Here is a 16,988-nt window from a genome sequence, read left to right as displayed (position 1 = left end):
CTCAGGCTCCGGGGTTCTCGGCGGCGGTCAGGGCGAGGAAGGCGTCTTCCAGGTTGCGCGAGGTGATCTCGACGTCCCGCGCGGCGGTGCGGGTCAACAGGTGCCGGGCGACGGCGTCCGAGTCGTCGCAGCGCACCAGCACGCCGTCGCCGCGTACCTCGACCGTCACCACCCCGGGCAGGGCGGCGAGGGCGGCCTGGTCGGCGCCGGGGAGGGTGGCCCGGACCAGCCGCCCGGCGGCCAGGTTCTTGATCTCGGCGGTGGTGCCGTCGGCGACCACCCGCCCCTGCCGGACCAGCACGATCCGGTCCGCGTACGCGTCGGCCTCGTCCAGGTAGTGGGTGGCGAAGACCACGGTCCGGCCGGCGCGGGCGTCGGCCCGGATGGCCCGCCAGAAGTCCCGCCGCCCCTCGACGTCCATCCCGGTGGTCGGCTCGTCGAGGATCATCAGGTCCGGGTCGGGCAGCAGCGCCAGGGCGAAGCGCAGCCGCTGCTGCTGACCACCCGAGCACTTGCCGACCGGGCGGTCCGCCGCCTCGGTGAGCCCGGCCCGCGCCAGCACCTCGGCCACCGGGCGGGTACGGCCGTGAAAGTGCGCGGTCATCCGTACCGTCTCGGCGACGGTGAGGTCCTTGAGCAGGCCGCCGGTCTGCATGACGGCGCTGACCCGGCCGTGCCGGACGGCGTCGCCCGGGTCGCCGCCGAAGAGCCGGACGGTGCCGGCGTCCGGGCGGGCCAGGCCGAGCAGCATGTCGATCGTGGTGGTCTTGCCGGCGCCGTTGGGGCCGAGGAAGGCGACCACCTCGCCGGGGGCGATGCGCAGGTCGAGTGAGTCGACGGCGGTCACCGGTCCGAAGCTCTTGCGGAGGCCGGCCAGCTCGACGGCCGGATGCGTACTGGTCATGACATCGATCCTGGGCCGCACCGGGGCCGCGTCCCCGGCCCCGGCGTCACGACCCGACCATGACAAATGTCAGCCCCCGCCGGTTCCGGTGCCGTCCGGTGGGTATGCCGCCGGGTCCGCGCACACCGGGGAGGTACGCCAATGGGCACCGCGCCGACCGGACGGGTCGACACGATCGTGCTGATCCACGGCCTGTGGATGACGTCACGCAGTTGGGAGCACTGGGCGCGGCGCTACCGGGCCCTCGGCTTCCAGGTGCACACCCCCGCCTGGCCAGGGATGGAGGCGGAGGTCCAGGCGCTGCGCGACGATCCCGCCCCGATCGCCGGGCTGACCCTGGGGCAGATCGTCGACCACTACGCGGCGCTCGTCCGGGAACTGCCGAACCCACCGCTGATCATGGGCCACTCCTTCGGCGGACTGGTCGCCCAGGTGCTGCTCGACCGGGGGCTCGGCGCGGCCACGGTGGCCATCGCCCCGGCGGCGCCCCGGGGCGTGGTCCGGCTGCCGGTGAGCACCCTGCGGTCGGTGTACCCGGTGCTGCGCAGCCCCGGCAACCGGCACCGGGCCGTACCGATCACGCACGACGAGTTCCGGTACGCCTTCGGCAACACCCTCCCCCGCGAGGAGTCCGACCGGGCCTGGCAGCGGTACGCCGTGCCGGCGGCCGGGCACGTGGTCTTCGAGGGGGCGTTCGCCAACCTCGACGCCCGCTCGGCGGCGACGGTGGACAACGGGCGCGACGACCGCGCGCCGCTGCTGCTGATCGCCGGGGGCGAAGACCACGTGTCGCCGCCGGCCCTGGTCAAGTCCAACGCCAACCTGTACCGCAAGTCCCGGGCGGTCACCGACTACCAGGAGTTCCCCGGGCGCTCGCACTTCACGGTGGGCGAGCGGGGCTGGGAGAAGGTGGCCGACCGCGCGCTGGACTGGGCGGTGGAGATGGCGTGCACCCGTTCGCCGGCGATCGTCGGCGAGGCGCCCCGGTGGTGACGCCCGCCGCTGGCATGGGACGGCGTCGGCCGGGTATGACCGACTCATGAGGGCGAGCTTCCGGCTTGGCCGGATCGCGGGGGTACCCGTCGGGGTCAACTGGAGCGTCCTGGTCATCTTCCTGCTGATCGCCTGGGGGCTGGCGGCCAACCAGTTCCCCCGGGCGTACCCGGGCCGCTCCACGGCCGCGTACGTGCTGGCCGGCCTGGCCGCCGCGGTCGTCTTCTTCCTCGGCCTGCTCGCCCACGAGATCTCGCACGCGGTCGTCGCCAAGCGCAACGGCCTGCAGGTCGAGGGGATCACGCTGTGGCTCTTCGGCGGCGTGGCGGAGCTGCGCGGCGAGGCGAAGAACCCGGGCGCGGAGCTGCGCATCGCCGGGGTCGGGCCGCTGGTGAGCCTGCTGCTCGGGCTCTTCTTCGGCGGCATCGCCGTGGTGCTCGCGCTGGCTGGGCAGCGCGGCCTGCTGCTCGGCTCGCTGGCCTGGCTGGCCGGCATCAACGTGCTGCTGGCGATCTTCAACGTGCTGCCGGCCGCGCCGCTGGACGGCGGCCGGCTGCTGCGTGCGGCGGTGTGGAAGGCCACCGGCGACCGGACGAAGGCCTCCGTGGTGGCCGCCCGGGCCGGCTGGGTCCTCGGCGCGCTGCTGATCGGTCTGGGGCTGGTGCAGTTCCTGACCGGCTTCGGCGTGGGCGGGCTCTGGCTGGCGCTGATCGGCTGGTTCCTGATCGGCGCGGCCGGCGCGGAGGAACGCCAGGCCCGGATGGGCAGCGCCCTGCAGGGGGTACGGGTCAGCGACGTGATGACCCCGCAGCCGCAGACCGCGTCGGCGGAGATGACGGTGGCCGACTTCGTCGACCACTACCTGTTCGCGTACCGGCACTCGGCGCTGCCGCTGACCGAGGAAGGCCGGCCGGTCGGCCTGGTCACCCTCGACCGGGTACGCGGCATCCCCGCCGATCGCCGGGGCAGCACCACCCTGGCCGAGGTCTCCTGCCGGGCCGAGGACCTGGTGCTCGCCCGGCCGGAGGAGCAGCTCAACGACCTGCTCCCCCGGCTCAGCGAGTGCGCCGACGGCCGGGCGCTGGTGGTCACCGACCAGCGGCTGGTCGGCATCGTCTCGCCCAGCGACATCAGCCGGGCGGTGCAGCGCGGCAGCCTGCGCGACCAGTTGGCCGGCAGCCGGCACTAGGCCGCGGCCCGCTCCACCGGGATCCACAGCTCGGCGTCCACGTGCGTGCCGTCCGCCGAGAGCCGGTTGCGGGAGATCTCCGGCCCGGGGCGGCTGCGGTAGGCGTTCGACGGGAACCACTGGGTGAACACGTCCCGCCACAACTCCTGCACGGCGGCCGGGAACTCGCCGGAGGTCTCGAAGACCGCCCACGTCCCCGCCGGCACGGTCGCCGCGTCCAGGTCGGCCGGGGCCTCTGCGGCGGTGACCACCCCGTGCCAGTAGTCCAGCTCGCTGCCCTCGGCCCGATCTTCGGCCACCTTGTCGCTGACATTGACGATCCCGGCCGGCTCCAGGTCCGACAGGGCCGCGATCCGCGCGACGGTCTCCTTCGGGATGCCCCGGATGAACTCCACGATCGCCGGGTTCATCCCCTGCTGCACCAGGGGCACCCGGGCCCGCCGGCCCACCAGCCGGAACTCCGGCTTCTCCACCACGCGATAGCGCATGCTGCCACTCCCTTCGACGACGAGGCGGAAGGACAACCGCTGCTGGGAGCGGAGCGCCGCACCGGTCCGCCGGGCCTCGCCGGGCCCGACCCCGTGCAGCGCGCGGAACGCCCGGGTGAACGCCTCGGTCGAGCCGTACCCGTGGCGGACCGCGATGTCGAGCAGCGTCCGCTCGCCGGCCGTCACCTCGGCCGCCGCCACCGTGAGCCGGCGGCGGCGGACGTACTCGGACAGCGGCATCCCGGCCAGCGCGGAGAACATCCGCCGGAAGTGGTACTCCGACGTCAGCGCGATCCGCGCCAGGTCGGCGACCTCGATCCGCTGGTCGAGGTGCCGCTCGATGTGGGCCATCGCCTCGTTCAGCCGCTCCAGCACCTGGTCTCCTTCCCGTGTGCCTCGACGCTAGGCCGACCGGTGAGCGCCCGACCCGACATCCGGTGCCCGCTCCGGTCGGGTCCGCTCGACCTCGGGCGTCCCGGCGGGGCAGCGCGGCACCCTGCGCACCGGCTCGGCGCCGGTCGCCTCGCCAGGTCAGCGCGGGAAGTAGCGGTCGAGCAGGTCGGTGCGGAACTTCCCGGTCGGGTCCAGCTCGGCCAGCAGGGCGGCGAAGTCGGCGTACCGGCCGAAGGCGGCGGCCACCGACGGCTGGTCGAGCGTGAAGACCTTGCCCCAGTGCGGGCGGGGCGCGAAGGGGGCCAGCCGCTGTTCCACCTCGGCCAGCACCGGCAGCACCGCCACCGGGTCGTCGATCCAGGTGAAGTGGATTGCCAGGCTGTCGCGCCCCTGGTTGGGGCTGAGCCAGAGATCGTCGGCGGCGATCGTGCGCAGTTCGGAGACCTGGAGCACGGCGGCGATCCGGTCCCGCATGCCGCCCAGCGCGGCAAGTGCGCCGGCCGCCGCCGCGCGGGGCAGGTGGTACTCGGACTGGAGTTCGTCGCCGCTGCTCGGGGTGAAGCCGAGCCGGAAGTGCGGCAGCCGCTCGTGCCACGGGCCGGGCTCGCCCAGTTGGGCCGTGCAGTGCACCGGGTCCAGGCCGGGCACCGGGTGCAGCGGGGCCTCGGCGGCGGTGGTGCCGAGCCAGTCCGCCGGGGGCGGCGGCTGGTCGGCGAGCTGCTTGCGCCAGACCTGGTCGATGGTCGACGACCGCCAGGTGGTGAACCCGCTGACGCTGTACGTCGAGGCGAACGCCGCGTCGAGCCGTTCGGCGGGCAGGTCGCGGCGGACGTACTGGCGGACCGCGAAGGTCGGCACCACGTCCAGGGTGACCCGGGTGACGACGCCGAGCGCGCCGAGCGACACCACCATGCCGGCGAACCGGTCGTCGTCGGCCCGGCTCACGGTGAGCAGGTCACCGTCGGCGGTGACCAGTTCCAGCGCGGTCACGGCGGCGGCCAGGTTGCGGTTCCCGTCACCGGAGCCGTGGGTGCCGGTCGCCACCGACCCGGCCACCGAGATGTGCGGCAGGGAGGCGAGATTCGCCACGGCCAGCCCCTCGGCGTGCAGCCGGCTCGCCAGGTCCCCGTACCGCAGGGCGGCGGCGACGGTGACCGTGCCGCGTTCCCGGTCCACCTCGACGGTGGGCGGCAGCCCGGCGAGGGAGACCAGGTCGCCGGTGGTGTCACCCAGGCGGTTGAAGGAGTGCCCGGTGCCGACCGCGCGGATCCGGTCGCTGCCGGCCACCAGCCGACGCAGTTCGTCCAAGCTGGACGGCCGGTGGAAGCTACGGGCGGCGTACGCGACGTTGCCGGCCCAGTTGTGGCGGGCGACGTCGGTCACGAGGGCTCCCGTTCGGCGGGCTCGTCGGCCAGCGCCGCGCCGAGGGCGTCCAGCGCCTCGTCCACCTGCAGGGTGCTGTAGCCGCGCAGGTCGACCGGCAGGCCGGCCCGCCGGGCCCGGTCGATCTCGGTCCGCGCCGCGCGGCGCCGGGTCGGGTCGCCCGAGGCGAGCGCCTCCTGGCCACCGCGGATCAGCGCGTCGACCATGTCGACCCGGTAGCCGCGCAGGCCGACGGCGAAGTCGGGGTCGGCGAAGGCGGCCCGGCGCAGCGCGCGGGCGTCGAGGAAGCGCTCGCCGGCGTACCGGGCCAGCCCCGCCGCGATCTCCGCCGGCGACTCCCGGATCCCGGCGAGGTCGAGCAGCTCGACCGCCGGACGCTCGTCGAGCGGGTGCCGGGCGTCCAGCGGGCCGATTCCGGTGCCGGTGGCCGGCACGGCGAGCAGGCGCGGCGCGGCCGGTACGCCGGAGCGGGGCGCCGGCTGGTCGAGCACCACCGCGGCCAGCTCCGGCCAGCGGATCGTCCGGCGCAGGCCCGGCCGCCGGACGGTCAGGCCGTCGGCGTCGACGACGAACCGGAACGGCCGCAGCGCGCCGACGAGCACCACCACGCCGAGCGCGATCCCGCCGAGGGCCACCAGGGTCCGCAGCAGCCCGCCGCCGTCACCGAGCGTCAGCAGGACGATCCCGGCCAGGATGCAGATCGCCGGCAGCAGCAGCCGGCCCGGCCTGCGGTGCAGTTCCACGTCGTACCCCCGTCCGCGATCGTGTCGGAGTGCATCATCCGGCACGCTTGTCGACGGCGTCCATGGGAACAATGGGTGGATGAGCAGCTACCGCGACCCCACCCTGCACGGCGACGTCTACCCGTCCGAGGAGGAGATCGACCCGACCGGCATGGGCCTGGAGCCGACGAGCGCGCCGCCGGCGGCGTACCCGGATCGGACCGAACCGGCGCCGCCGCCCACGCCCGAACCGGAGCCCACCCCGCCGACCCCCGGCCCGCCGCCGCGCGCGGCCGGGCCGGGTTCGGTCTCGATCGTCACCCACCACGTTGACGGGTCGACCCAGGTGGTCACCGACCTGGACGGCGACGGGATCGCCGACGTGGTCCAGTTCGATCTGGACGGCGACGGCGTCCCGGACATCACCTATCTGGACAGCGACCGGGACGGCCGGCTGGACACCGTGCTGCGCGAGCCGGGCGGCCTGCGGGCGCGCTGACCCTCAGAGCTGCGGCATCACCTCGGCGGCGACCAGCTCCAGGTGGTCCAGGTCGGTGAGGTCCAGCAGCTGGAGATAGATCCGCTCGCTGCCGGCCTCGGCGTACCGGCCGATCTTGTCGACCAGTTCGGCCGGGGTGCCGGCGAGGCCGTTCTCGCGCAGCTCGGCGGGCTCCCGGCCGATCGCCTCGGCCCGGCGGGCGACCTCGGCCTCGTCGCGTCCGCAGCAGAGCACCAGGGCGTTGGACCAGCGCATGGTGGCCGGGTCACGGCCGATCTCGGCGCACGCCGCGCGGACCCGGGCGATCTGCGCGACGGTGTCCTCGATCGAGGCGAAGGGCAGGTTGAACTCGTCGGCGTAGCGGGCGGCGAGGCGCGGGGTGCGCTTCGGACCCATCCCGCCGAGCAGGATCGGCGGGCGCGGCTGCTGCACCGGCTTGGGCAGCGCCGGCGAGTCGGTGACCGGGTAGTACGTCCCGGGGTGGTCGAAGGTCTTGCCGACCGGTGTCTCCCAGAGCCCGGTGATCACCGCCAGCTGCTCCTCCAGCCGCGCGAACCGCTCCCCGAGCGTCGGGAACGGGATGCCGTACGCGGTGTGCTCCTCGGCGTACCAGCCGGTGCCGATGCCCAGCTCGACCCGGCCGCCGCTCATCTGGTCGACCTGCGCCACGGTGATGGCGAGCGGGCCGGGCAGCCGGAAGGTGGCCGCGGTCATCAGCGTGCCGAGCCGGATGCGGGAGGTGTCGCGGGCCAGGCCGGCCAGGGTGGTCCAGGCGTCGGTCGGCCCGGGTTCCCCGCTCACCGAGCCCATCCTCAGGTAGTGGTCCGAGCGGAAGAAGGCGCCGTAACCGGCGTCCTCGACGGCGCGGGCCACGGCGAGCAGCTGGTCGTAGCTGGCGCCCTGCTGGGGTTCGGTGAAGATCCGGAGTTCCATGTGCCGAGCATATGGAGGCGGCGGCGCCGTCGCCTCCGGTCCTGGACAAGGCTTCATTCCTTGACAGGCATATGAGCGGTGCGGCATATTGTGGCGGTGCCCGTCGACGCCTTCGCCGTGCTGGCCGAGCCCACCCGACGCCGGATCCTCGACGCGCTGCGCCGCTCGGAGTGCAGCGTCGGCGAGCTGGTCGACGTGCTGGGCATGAGCCAGCCGGCCGTCTCCAAGCACCTCAAGGTGCTGCGCGAGGCCGGCTTCGTCTCCTGCCGCACGGCGGCACAGCAGCGCATCTACCGCATCGACGTACGCCCGTTCCGCGCCGTGGACGGCTGGCTCGCGCCGTACCGCGAGATGTGGACCGCACACCTGGACGCCCTGGAGCGCCACCTCGACAAGGAGTGACCATGGACCGCGACTCGTTCCGCCCCGGCCCGCCGGCCGAGATCGACGCCGAGCCCGCCGGCGACCGGTGGACGCTGCTGTTCGTCCGCGAGCTGCGGCACGCGCCGGAGAAGGTGTGGGCGGCGCTGACCGACCCGGCCCGGCTGCGCGAGTGGGCGCCGTTCCTGGCCGACCGCGACCTCGGCGCCCCGGGCGCCGCGACGCTCACCCTGGTCGACGGCGACACGGCCGTGCCGCAACCCGCGACGGTACGCCGGGCCGAGCCGCCCCACCTGCTCGAATACACCTGGGGCGACGACCTGCTCCGCTGGGAGCTGACCCCGTCCGGCACCGGCACCCGGTTGCTGCTGCGGCACACCCTCGCCGAGCGGGGGATGCTGCCGATGGTGGCCGCCGGCTGGCACCTCTGCCTCGACGTCGCCGACCACCTGCTGGCCGGCGACCCGGTCGGCCCGATCCGGGGCGCGGAGGCGAAGGACTTCGGCTGGGCGGAGCTGCGCGACACCTACGCCGACCGGCTCGGCGGGCAACCGCCTCGCCCCTGATCCGCCGTACCCCCGGCCTCAGGCGCCGGGCGGCGCCGGCGCGGGATCGGGCAGGGTGATCGCGTTCGCGGCCCGGCGGATCGGCTCGGCGACCCGCGCGATCATGCGGTCCCGCCCGGGCAGGTGCGGCATCAGCCGGAGCATCAGCAGCTGGAACCGGATCTGCGCCGTCGAGCCGAGCACCATCCCCCGCAGGTTGCGGTCGGCGAGACGCTGGTTCGCCTCGACGAAGGGACGCATCCGCCGCTCGTAGTCGGCGAAGCCGACGGCCGGGTCGCCGCCCGCGTCGGCCAGGGCGGTGGCCAGCACGTACGCCCCGACCAGGCCGAGGCTGGTGCCCTGTCCGGAAGCGGGCGACGGCGCGTACGCCGCGTCGCCGACCAGCGCGACCCGACCGGCGGACCAGCGCCGCATCCGTACCTGGCTGATCGAGTCGAGGTAGAAGTCCGGTGCGCCGCGCATCGCCTCCAGCAGCCCGGGCACCTGCCAGCCCTGGCCCGCGAACGCCTCGGCCAGCAGCGACTGCTGCGCGGCGACGTCGCGGTCCCCGTCGCCGCCGGTCGGGGACCGGAACAGGAACAGCGCCCGGGCGTCGGGCGCGCCGGCCGTGCGGTAGACGCCGACGCTGCACCCCGGCGTGACGTGCATCAGCTCGGTGCGGTCGAGGCCGAACCGCCCCGGCACCGAGAAGATCGCGATGTGGTGCCCGAGCGAACGCATCTGGGGCTCCTCCGGCCCGAAGGCCAGCCGGCGGACCGTCGAGTGCAGCCCGTCGGCGCCGATCACCAGGTCGAACCTGCGGCGCGGGGAGCGGGCGAAGTCGACCTCCACCCCGCTGTCGGTGGGGGTCAGCCCGGCGACGGAGTCGTCGAAGACGTACTCGACGCCGTCGGCGGTGGCCGAGGCCAGGACGCGGGCCAGGTCGCCGCGCATGATCTCGACGTCGTCGCCCACGCGTCCGCCGAAGAGCTGGGCGTCCATGGTGGCGAGCCGGTTGCCGTCGGCGTCGACGAAGTGGGCCAGCCGCATGCCGGTGTCGTGCCGCCGGACCTGCTCGCGCAGCCCCATCCGGTCGATCACCGCCAGCGCCGCGCCCCGGATGTCCACCTTGTAGCCGCCGTCGCGTGGCGCGCGAGCCCGCTCGACCACGGTCGGACGGAAGCCGTAGCGGCGGAGCCACCAGGCCAGTGCGGGGCCGGCGACGCCGGCGCCGGAGATGAGAACGTCGGTCATGGCGGCGACTGTACAAACGTTTTAGACAGTTGTGCAAGACGTTTGTTCTGCAGATCCGCTAGGCTGGCGCCATGGGAAACCGGGAAGACCTCCTCGCCGGCGCCAAGCGCTGCCTGATCGAGAAGGGGTACGCCGCCACCACCGCCCGCGACGTCGCCGCCGCCGCCGGCACCAGCCTCGCCGCCATCGGCTACCACTTCCGGACCACCCGAGCGCTGCTCGACCAGGCCCTGTTCGAGGCGATGGCGGAGTGGGGCGAGGAGCTGCAACGCACCCTCGCGGTGGAGGTCGGGCCGGACGCCGGCCCCGAGGAGCGGTTCGAGGCCGCCTGGACCCGGATCATCGAGTCCTTCGCCCGGCTCCGGCCGCTGTGGGCCGTCCAGTTCGAGCTGATCGGCCAGATGGACCGGTCGCCGGAGCTGCGGGAGGCGTTCGCCACCGCCAACCACCAGGCCCGGCTCGGGCTGGCCGAGGTCTTCCACCGCCTCGACCCGGTCGCCGACGAGTCGCAGGCCCTCGCCCTCGGCGCCTTCTACCAGGCGCTGCTCGGCGGGCTGGCGGCCCAGTGGCTGGTCGACCCCGACCGGGCCCCCTCCGCCGCCGACCTGACCCGGGCGCTGCGCACCGTCACCGCGGAGTTCGCCAGCTGAGCCGGCGCCGAGTTCAGGGCTGGCCCGGTCCCGCCTCCAGTTCCTGGGCGACGAGGTCCGGCGCCTTCCGCTCCCCGTCGGTCAGCTCCGGGAACGGCGCCGCCGCTGCCCGGTCCCGCCGGTGGGCCGACGGAGACCGCCCTCGGGCCAGGGCGCCGGCTCCGGCCCGAGGCCACGGTCAGCGCAACCGCGGCAGCACCTCGCGGGCAGGCCAGGAGCCCGCCCGGCACGGCCGCCTGCGCCCGCCGGACGAGCGGGTCACACCGGCGGCGCCGGGTGCCGGCGACGCCGGCTTCCCTCAGACGTACGGCCTGGTCGCGTACGCCGCCCGCAGCGCCGCGAGCCCGTCGGTGCGGGGCGCCAGGGTGCCCCAGCTGGAGTTGAAGTAGTTCGTCCGGACGATGCGCGGGCCGCGCTCGCTGTTGAGCCGGGCGATGGCCGCGGGCACGGTGGCGATCCAGGCCGCCTGGTCGGGGATCTCGGCGGCCCGCACCCCCCACTCGGCGATGATCACGGGACGGGAGAGCGCCACCGGCCCGAGGTCGGCAACCGCCCAGTCCTTCGCCCGGCGGAACCGGGCGAGCGCGGTGTGGCTCGGGTCGGTGGCGTAGGCGTTCCACTGGAGGAAGTCCAGCTTGCCCATCAGCGACTCCGGGTGGGTGCGCTGGAAGCAGGCCCGGTCGAAGCCGCCCGAGCCGATGGAGAAGGTGGTGCCGGCCGGCAGCGCGCGGGCCCGGAACCAGTTCACGATGTAGGTCATCGCCTGCACCGCGCGGGCGTCCGACTCCGCCCAGCCGTACGACACCCCGGACTCGGTGGTGCCGAACTCGTGGTCGGTGTCCAGCTCGGAGGCGAGCTGGATGTTCACCCCGAAGCCCATCGTCCGGTACTGCGACAGCGCCCGGGCGAAGAGGCCGTCGCAGAGCCCGGCGAGCACCTGGCCGTACCCGTACGCCTTCGGCCAGGTCGTCCCGGGACGCTGCTGGATGGTCATCGCCGGCGCCGGGACGGTGTAGCTGACGCCGTCCACGGCGAAGGTCTGCGCCGCCGCGGTGGCCACGCCGTAGTGCTTCAGCTCCAGCACCATGTTGATAGCGAACCCGCTGCGACCCAGGCTGAGCAGCCAGGGCTTGTTGTAGCCCGGGAACGTGTAGCCGTCGGCGAAGCTGCGGTACTGGGTCAGCGAGCGGAAGTTGCCGCCGGCCATGTCGGCCGTCGGGTCGGCGTTGCCCGCCAGGTAGTAGCCGCCGAGGACCGGTGGGGCGAGGGTGTAGTCGGCGGTCGCGGTGGCGGTGCGCCCGCCGTTGTCGCGGACGGTCACGGTGACCCGGGGCATCACGCCACCGCCCGGTAGACGGCCACCGACCCGTTGTCCGACGCCCGGGTCCAGGTACGCCCGGAGTCGTCGGTGACGGTGAGGGTGAGCGGGTCGATGACGGCGGTGACCTTGACCGGGGCGCTGCTGTTGCCCTGGGCGTCGGTCACCACGACGGTGACGGTGAGGGGCCTGGTGTCCGGGTCGCCGTAGGTGACCGTGAGGGTCATCTGGTCGCCGGGGGAATAGGTCGCGGCGTTCAGGCTCGCGGAGACGGTGGGAGCGGCCATGTCCGCCCCCTCCTTTCCTTGCTCGTACGCCCGGCTTGCGCCGGTGCGCCCGGTCGAGGCGCGGGACTGCCGCCGGTCAGGGCGGAGCGCACGCGCGACGGCGTCGACCGGAGGTGATGACGTCCTTGTCCTGGTGGAAGCTGACCCCGGCCCTGGCGCCCGGGACGGGGTCCACCGGGACGCGACGTGGCCGTGGGCGCGGTCGGACCGGCGTGGCCGTGTCCGCCGGGACGGCCGGGCCGGGCCCGGCGATGGCGGCGTCCGACGGCGACCGTGCTGTCGCCGTCGGGGTGAGGGATGGGATGTGGCCCGCCATCCGCAGCCTCTCCACCTGCATAAACAATGCGTCGGAAGGGGGTACGGCGTCCTGTCGGCTATCCGTCGCCGGGGTTGTCCGGGTGGCCGATTGCGACCCCGGCGACGGCGTGCGGGTACCGGCTCAGTCGAGGTGGTCGGCGGGCGACGTCTGCAGCAGCCAGGCCAGCGGCATTCTCGCCCGCTCCTCGTACCCGCCCTGCCCGGTGAGCCGGTGCAGCGTGACGGTCTGTCCGCCGTCCCGGTCCACCACCCAGTACTGGGGGATGCCCGCCGTGGCGTACTCCCGGACCTTCGTCACGGAATCCATGGCCTCCGAACCGGGCGAGACGATCTCGATCACCAGGGCGACGTCGGCCACCGCAGACCAGACTCCGCGAGGTGGGGGCTTCCGCCACACGGTCAGGTCGGGGATCCGGCCGCCGTCGCCGTCCGGCCCGGGTATGCGCACGCCGGCCGCCTGGAGCACCTGCTCGGCGGGCCACCCAGTCATGATCAGCCAGGCGAAGAGGCGACTGGCGATCATCGCGTGTTCCGAGTCGGGCGGCGGCATGACCGACAGGACCCCCTCGGGGCTCGTCTCGTAGCGATGACCGTTGGGGTCGGCGGCGTTCATCGCCGCGACGTCGTCGAGCGTGACGACAGCGGGCATGTGCATCCCGACGGCCTCAGCGCTCATGAGTCCCATCCTAGGCGACGAGCGACGCCGACCCGGTCAGCGCGACACCGGCCGGGCGAACCGTGGTGCGGCGCGCCTCCGCCGACCGGGCATCGCCCCGCCGAGCGCTCGGTCCTGCCGAAAGCCGACAGCCGGGACGACTTCCTGTCGGGCTGACAATAAGCCTAGTGTGCATCCATGTCCGGCGATCGTTGGGTTCCTCCCACCGCGCTGCTCGCGGTGGACCTGGTCATCCTCACCCTGCGCCAATCCCGCCTCCAGGTGCTGCTCGTAAAGCGTGGAATCGAGCCGCACCGGGGCGCGCTGGCCCTTCCCGGCGGCTTCCTCAACCACGCCGAGGAGGACCTGCTCGCGGCGGCTCACCGGGAGTTGTCCGAGGAGGCCGGTCTCGACGCCGACCACCTGCACCTCGAACAGCTTGGCGTTTACGGCACGCCGGGGCGCGACCCTCGGGGACGGGTCGTCTCGGTGGCCTACCTGGCGATCGCGCCCCGGCTGCCCGAGCCGGTCGCCGGCACGGACGCCTCCGACGCGTGCTGGACGCCTACCGACCGCGCGCTCTCCGCTGACGTCCGACTCGCCTTCGACCACCGACGGATCATCGCGGACGGCGTGGAGCGGGCCCGCACCAAGTTGGAGCACTCGGCGCTGGCGACCGCGTTCTGCGGCCCGACATTCACAATCTCCGAGTTGCAGGAGGTCTACGAGGCGGTCTGGGGCGTCCGCCTCGATCCCCGCAACTTCTACCGCAAGGTCCAGAGCGTCAACGGCTTCATCGTCCCCGCCGGTCCTACCAGGAAGACGGACACCGGTCGTCCCGCACGGCTGTTCCGCCCCGGCCCGCGCACGGCACTTCACCCCCCGATGACCCGACCTACCGGTTCGACAGACAAGGAGGCGGCAGAAGCATGAACAGCACTCTCGTCGTGATCCTCACGGCCCTGAACCTCGAGTACGAGGCGGTCCGGGAGAAGTTGACCGACCTTCGAGTCCACCGGCATCCGGCCGGGACCCGGTTCGAGGTCGGCCGGCTCGGCAGAACCGGATGTCGAGTGGCGCTGGGCCTGGTGGGCAAGGGCAACCACCCGGCGGCGGTGCTGGCCGAACGCGCCATCGCCGAGTTCACCCCCGCGGCCGTGCTCTTCGTCGGCGTGGCCGGCGGCCTGTGGCCCAGCATTCGCCTCGGCGACGTGGTGGTGGCGACCAAGATCTACGCCTATCACGGCGGCACGAGCGAGGACGACGGCCTGAAGGCCCGGCCGAAGGCGTGGGAGATCCCGCATGGCCCGAGCCAGATCGCCCACCACCTGGCGCGGCGCGGTGACTGGGCGGTTGGCCTTTCCGCCGGCACCCCGCCGGCCGTTCACTTCGGACCGATCGCCGCCGGCGAGATCGTGCAGGACTCCGCGGTCTCCGAGCAGGCCCGGTGGGTGCGCGAGCACTACAACGACGCGGTGGCGATCGAGATGGAGGCCGCTGGTGTCGCCCAGGCCGGCCACCTCAACCATGCCCTGCCCGTGGTCGTGGTCCGCGGCATCAGCGACCGCGCCGACGGGAGCAAGACGGTCACCGACGGCGAGAACTGGCAGCCACGGGCGGTGGCGCACGCCGCCGCGTTCGCGACGGCACTGGCACAGGAGCTGATCGCCGAAGGCGCGGCCGACCGGCCGTCGTCGATCGGCAAGGGCGGGAGTGAGCCGATGAGCATTACCAACCGGAACATCGCGACGGGCAACGCCCGGGTAGGAGTTCAGGCCGGGCAGATCTACGGCAACGTCACGGTCGGCCCCGACCGGGATCGGCCAGTCGACCTGACGGCCGGCATCGCCGAGCTGCGGGACCGGATGAGGAAGGCACACCGGGACGGTCAGCTCGACGAGGAGACGTACGCGGCAGCGGAGTCGGAGCTGGACGTCGCGAGTGACTGCCTCAAGGAGAACACCGTCCGCAGCCGAGGCACCCTGGTGGTGACGCTCAAGAGACTGCGCGGCCTGGTGGTCGATGTGGCCGAGCTGGCCGCGAAGCTGGCCGCACTGATAGTCGTGGCAAAGGGGTTGTCATGACTGCCCCGATCACGACCAACATCGCCCAGGACGGCGCGCAGGTCGGGGTGCAGGCCCAGGCGATCCACGGCGACGTCTACTACCAGCTGCCCCCGAATGCCTCTCCGGAACACAAGTTCCGGGTAGGGGTCAGGTATCTCGACGCCCGGGTGCGGGACCGTGCGCGGCAGCTCATCGAGGAGGCCGCTGCCGAGGGGTACGTGACCGACGAGGTCCAGTTCCACCGCCTGCTCGCCCTGCTGAGCGGCCGCACCCTGCGCCAGTTGGGCGAGGACTTCGACCATCTGTCCGCCATCTGCGACAGCTTCCCGCACCTAGACGGGGGCGACGAGTGGAGGGCGGGCCTACGGGCCGTCCTGCGGCTGCTCAATTCCCTGAACACCGCGGAGACCGAGCTGGTGATCAAGGAACTCGACGAGCTGGAGCGCACTCAGCGCGACAAAATCGTTGATCACCTCGGGGTGCTGCTCGACGGTCCGATGGAGGACCAGATGTGGCAACGCTCGGCCAAGCGGGCCAGCGCCGGTCGTCTGGCGGGTGACAGGGCGGGACGAATCTGGAAGTTCTTCCACCCCTCACCCGTGCCGCCCCGGGTCCTGCCCGTCGAGCCGGCGTCGACTCCCCTGGGCGTGTGGGTGCGTGCCGTCGTGGGAGCAGCCGCGTTCGTGCTCGCCGCCGGCAAGATCGCCGCGTTGCTGCTGCACCGCGGTGAGCTGCCCTCGATCCTCGGCTACCTCGCCTGTGTGGCCGGTCTCGCCGCGTTCGCAGTGGGCGGTGTCGACCGGCACTTCCGGCAGGCACGCCGCAGAGCCATGGAATCGACGTTCACGCCACCCCGCCAGCGGCGGGCTGAGGCGCCGGCGGGCGGTTTCGCCCGCAAGGTGGACCGGTACTTCGATGACTACTTCAGGCGGTACGTGCCCAGGGACACCGACCGCTCCCACTGGCTGACCCAGACCGCCGGCATCCGCAGGCACCTTCGCGACGAGGTCGTCGAGCTCTATCGCGAAGATCGGGTCGGCGCCGAGCGGATCGCCTGGCTGATCCGTCATCTGGTCAGTGACGTGCGACAGCGGTGGGAGCAGGACACGCTGATGGCGCACCGGGTCGAACTCCGTGTCCCGTTCACCACGACAGTCCTGCACCTGGGCGGGCTGGCGGTCCTTGCCGCAGGAGCTTTCTGGATGGTGCCGGCCGCCGTGCTGACGGCGCCGTTGGCCGGAACGGCGTGGGTGCTGCTCGCCGCGGCTGCCGCAGTGATAGAGGCACGGGCCTGCTTCCGCATTGTCGCGGAGCGGCGGCGGGTGGCGGCGGACGAGGTGGAACGTGCCCGCCAGTTGGCGGCACGGCGGGGGGCGTTCGACCGCTGGCAGCAGAGGCTGTCGGACAAGCCGTCGGACGCGGAGATGGCGTCCTGGCTGGAGTGTGACCGCAAGATTCTGGTGAATGCGGCCATGCGGCACTACCGGCTCCGGCCGAGCCAGGTGATCGCGCAAGCCTTCATCGAGGCGCCCGCTCGGTCGTACCAGCGGGCCCGGGTCCCCCACGGTCCGTGGCGCTACTCGCGGTACCGGCTCCTGCTGTTCCTTTTGACTGACGACGGCGTCCGCCAGGTGAACATCGACCTCGACTTCAAGGATGGCGGTTACCGGACGATGCAGCGGCTGAACTACCGCTTCGACGCCGTCGCCGCCGTTCGGATCGACGGCCCGGAGACCCAGCAGCAGACGTTTGAGCTGACCCTGTTCAACGGCGAACCAATCTCGGTCCGGGTGACCGAATCCATCACCGACGGCGTCCAGCCGGACGAGGACGCCTTGATGCTGGCCAAGGTCTCGCTGGACGCATCCGGGCTCGTCCACACCCTCAACGTCCTCGAGGGGATCGCCGCCGAGGGGAAGGAGTGGGTAAGGCACCAGCGCCAGCGCGCTGACGATCGGCTGGCCGGCCTCACGGCGACCATTAAAGACTTGATCGATTGAGCCGGGATGC

18 protein-coding genes are annotated in these 16,988 nt (G+C 73.2%); 9 read left to right on the top strand and 9 right to left on the bottom strand.

The window, feature by feature from the left end:
- Window position 1 precedes the first annotated feature (1 nt).
- Window positions 2-904, bottom strand: a complete 903-nt coding sequence (locus GA0074696_RS10295; RefSeq protein ID WP_088960887.1) for an ABC transporter ATP-binding protein — start codon at window positions 902-904, stop codon at window positions 2-4.
- Between the two features lie 141 nt (window positions 905-1,045).
- Between GA0074696_RS10295 and GA0074696_RS10290 the strand changes: the two genes are divergently transcribed.
- On the top strand, window positions 1,046-1,897 hold the full coding sequence (locus GA0074696_RS10290; RefSeq protein WP_088960886.1) for an alpha/beta hydrolase: 852 nt from the start codon (window positions 1,046-1,048) through the stop codon (window positions 1,895-1,897).
- A gap of 46 nt (window positions 1,898-1,943) precedes the next feature.
- Window positions 1,944-3,086 carry a site-2 protease family protein gene (locus GA0074696_RS10285; RefSeq protein ID WP_088960885.1) on the top strand — a complete coding sequence of 381 codons (1,143 nt, stop codon included), beginning with the start codon at window positions 1,944-1,946 and terminating at the stop codon, window positions 3,084-3,086.
- Here the strand turns inward: GA0074696_RS10285 and GA0074696_RS10280 are convergent.
- The 3 genes from GA0074696_RS10280 to GA0074696_RS10270 all read right to left on the bottom strand — a co-directional run bounded on the left by GA0074696_RS10280 (window position 3,083) and on the right by GA0074696_RS10270 (window position 6,093).
- Window positions 3,083-3,949 carry an AraC family transcriptional regulator gene (locus GA0074696_RS10280; protein ID WP_088960884.1) on the bottom strand — a complete coding sequence of 289 codons (867 nt, stop codon included), beginning with the start codon at window positions 3,947-3,949 and terminating at the stop codon, window positions 3,083-3,085. The genes GA0074696_RS10285 and GA0074696_RS10280 overlap by 4 nt on opposite strands.
- Before the next feature lie 156 nt (window positions 3,950-4,105).
- Window positions 4,106-5,350, bottom strand: coding sequence for an FAD-binding protein (locus GA0074696_RS10275; RefSeq protein WP_088960883.1), 1,245 nt, complete (start codon window positions 5,348-5,350; stop codon window positions 4,106-4,108).
- Window positions 5,347-6,093, bottom strand: coding sequence for a hypothetical protein (locus tag GA0074696_RS10270; protein ID WP_088960882.1), 747 nt, complete (start codon window positions 6,091-6,093; stop codon window positions 5,347-5,349). Before GA0074696_RS10270 ends, GA0074696_RS10275 begins: the two co-directional genes overlap by 4 nt.
- Before the next feature lie 79 nt (window positions 6,094-6,172).
- Between GA0074696_RS10270 and GA0074696_RS10265 the strand changes: the two genes are divergently transcribed.
- Window positions 6,173-6,571, top strand: coding sequence for a hypothetical protein (locus tag GA0074696_RS10265; RefSeq protein WP_088960881.1), 399 nt, complete (start codon window positions 6,173-6,175; stop codon window positions 6,569-6,571).
- 3 nt (window positions 6,572-6,574) lie between these two features.
- Here the strand turns inward: GA0074696_RS10265 and GA0074696_RS10260 are convergent, their stop codons facing one another.
- The gene (locus GA0074696_RS10260; protein ID WP_088960880.1) at window positions 6,575-7,504 is read right to left on the bottom strand and encodes an LLM class F420-dependent oxidoreductase; all 930 of its coding nucleotides are present in this window, start codon (window positions 7,502-7,504) and stop codon (window positions 6,575-6,577) included.
- A gap of 96 nt (window positions 7,505-7,600) precedes the next feature.
- On the opposite strand from GA0074696_RS10260, the gene GA0074696_RS10255 reads away from it, so the two are divergent.
- A complete protein-coding gene (locus tag GA0074696_RS10255) occupies window positions 7,601-7,906 on the top strand; it encodes an ArsR/SmtB family transcription factor (protein ID WP_088964476.1) in 306 nt (101 codons plus the stop codon).
- Between the two features lie 2 nt (window positions 7,907-7,908).
- Window positions 7,909-8,451, top strand: coding sequence for an SRPBCC family protein (locus GA0074696_RS10250; protein ID WP_088960879.1), 543 nt, complete (start codon window positions 7,909-7,911; stop codon window positions 8,449-8,451).
- 18 nt (window positions 8,452-8,469) lie between these two features.
- On the opposite strand, the gene GA0074696_RS10245 is transcribed toward GA0074696_RS10250, so the two are convergent.
- Entirely contained in the window at window positions 8,470-9,684 is a 1,215-nt protein-coding gene (locus GA0074696_RS10245) for an FAD-dependent monooxygenase (RefSeq protein ID WP_088960878.1), read from the bottom strand.
- 71 nt (window positions 9,685-9,755) lie between these two features.
- Here GA0074696_RS10245 and GA0074696_RS10240 point away from each other — a divergent pair, with 71 nt between their 5' ends.
- Complete coding sequence (locus GA0074696_RS10240) at window positions 9,756-10,334, top strand: TetR/AcrR family transcriptional regulator (protein WP_088960877.1); 579 nt, start codon at window positions 9,756-9,758, stop codon at window positions 10,332-10,334.
- 298 nt (window positions 10,335-10,632) lie between these two features.
- Here GA0074696_RS10240 and GA0074696_RS10235 read toward each other — a convergent pair whose 3' ends face one another.
- The 3 genes from GA0074696_RS10235 to GA0074696_RS10225 form a co-directional block, all read right to left on the bottom strand.
- Window positions 10,633-11,670: a hypothetical protein gene (locus GA0074696_RS10235; protein ID WP_088960876.1), complete on the bottom strand. Its 1,038-nt coding sequence runs from the start codon at window positions 11,668-11,670 to the stop codon at window positions 10,633-10,635.
- Entirely contained in the window at window positions 11,670-11,939 is a 270-nt protein-coding gene (locus tag GA0074696_RS10230) for a hypothetical protein (protein ID WP_088960875.1), read from the bottom strand. The genes GA0074696_RS10235 and GA0074696_RS10230 overlap by 1 nt, the downstream gene beginning before the upstream one ends.
- Window positions 11,940-12,378: 439 nt before the next feature.
- Window positions 12,379-12,933 carry a Uma2 family endonuclease gene (locus GA0074696_RS10225; protein WP_088960874.1) on the bottom strand — a complete coding sequence of 185 codons (555 nt, stop codon included), beginning with the start codon at window positions 12,931-12,933 and terminating at the stop codon, window positions 12,379-12,381.
- 177 nt (window positions 12,934-13,110) lie between these two features.
- On the opposite strand from GA0074696_RS10225, the gene GA0074696_RS10220 reads away from it, so the two are divergent.
- The 3 genes from GA0074696_RS10220 to GA0074696_RS10210 are packed head-to-tail and all read left to right on the top strand — an operon-like array spanning window position 13,111 to window position 16,978.
- Entirely contained in the window at window positions 13,111-13,845 is a 735-nt protein-coding gene (locus tag GA0074696_RS10220; protein WP_088960873.1) for an NUDIX hydrolase, read from the top strand.
- Window positions 13,842-14,996: a 5'-methylthioadenosine/S-adenosylhomocysteine nucleosidase family protein gene (locus GA0074696_RS10215; RefSeq protein WP_088960872.1), complete on the top strand. Its 1,155-nt coding sequence runs from the start codon at window positions 13,842-13,844 to the stop codon at window positions 14,994-14,996. Before GA0074696_RS10220 ends, GA0074696_RS10215 begins: the two co-directional genes overlap by 4 nt.
- Complete coding sequence (locus tag GA0074696_RS10210) at window positions 14,993-16,978, top strand: hypothetical protein (RefSeq protein ID WP_088960871.1); 1,986 nt, start codon at window positions 14,993-14,995, stop codon at window positions 16,976-16,978. Before GA0074696_RS10215 ends, GA0074696_RS10210 begins: the two co-directional genes overlap by 4 nt.
- Window positions 16,979-16,988 lie beyond the last annotated feature (10 nt).

Origin of the sequence: Micromonospora purpureochromogenes (assembly GCF_900091515.1) — a bacterium.
Taxonomy (GTDB): domain Bacteria; phylum Actinomycetota; class Actinomycetes; order Mycobacteriales; family Micromonosporaceae; genus Micromonospora; species Micromonospora purpureochromogenes.
Note: the sequence above shows the minus strand (reverse complement) of the source record. Positions and strands in the feature narration are given on the sequence as shown.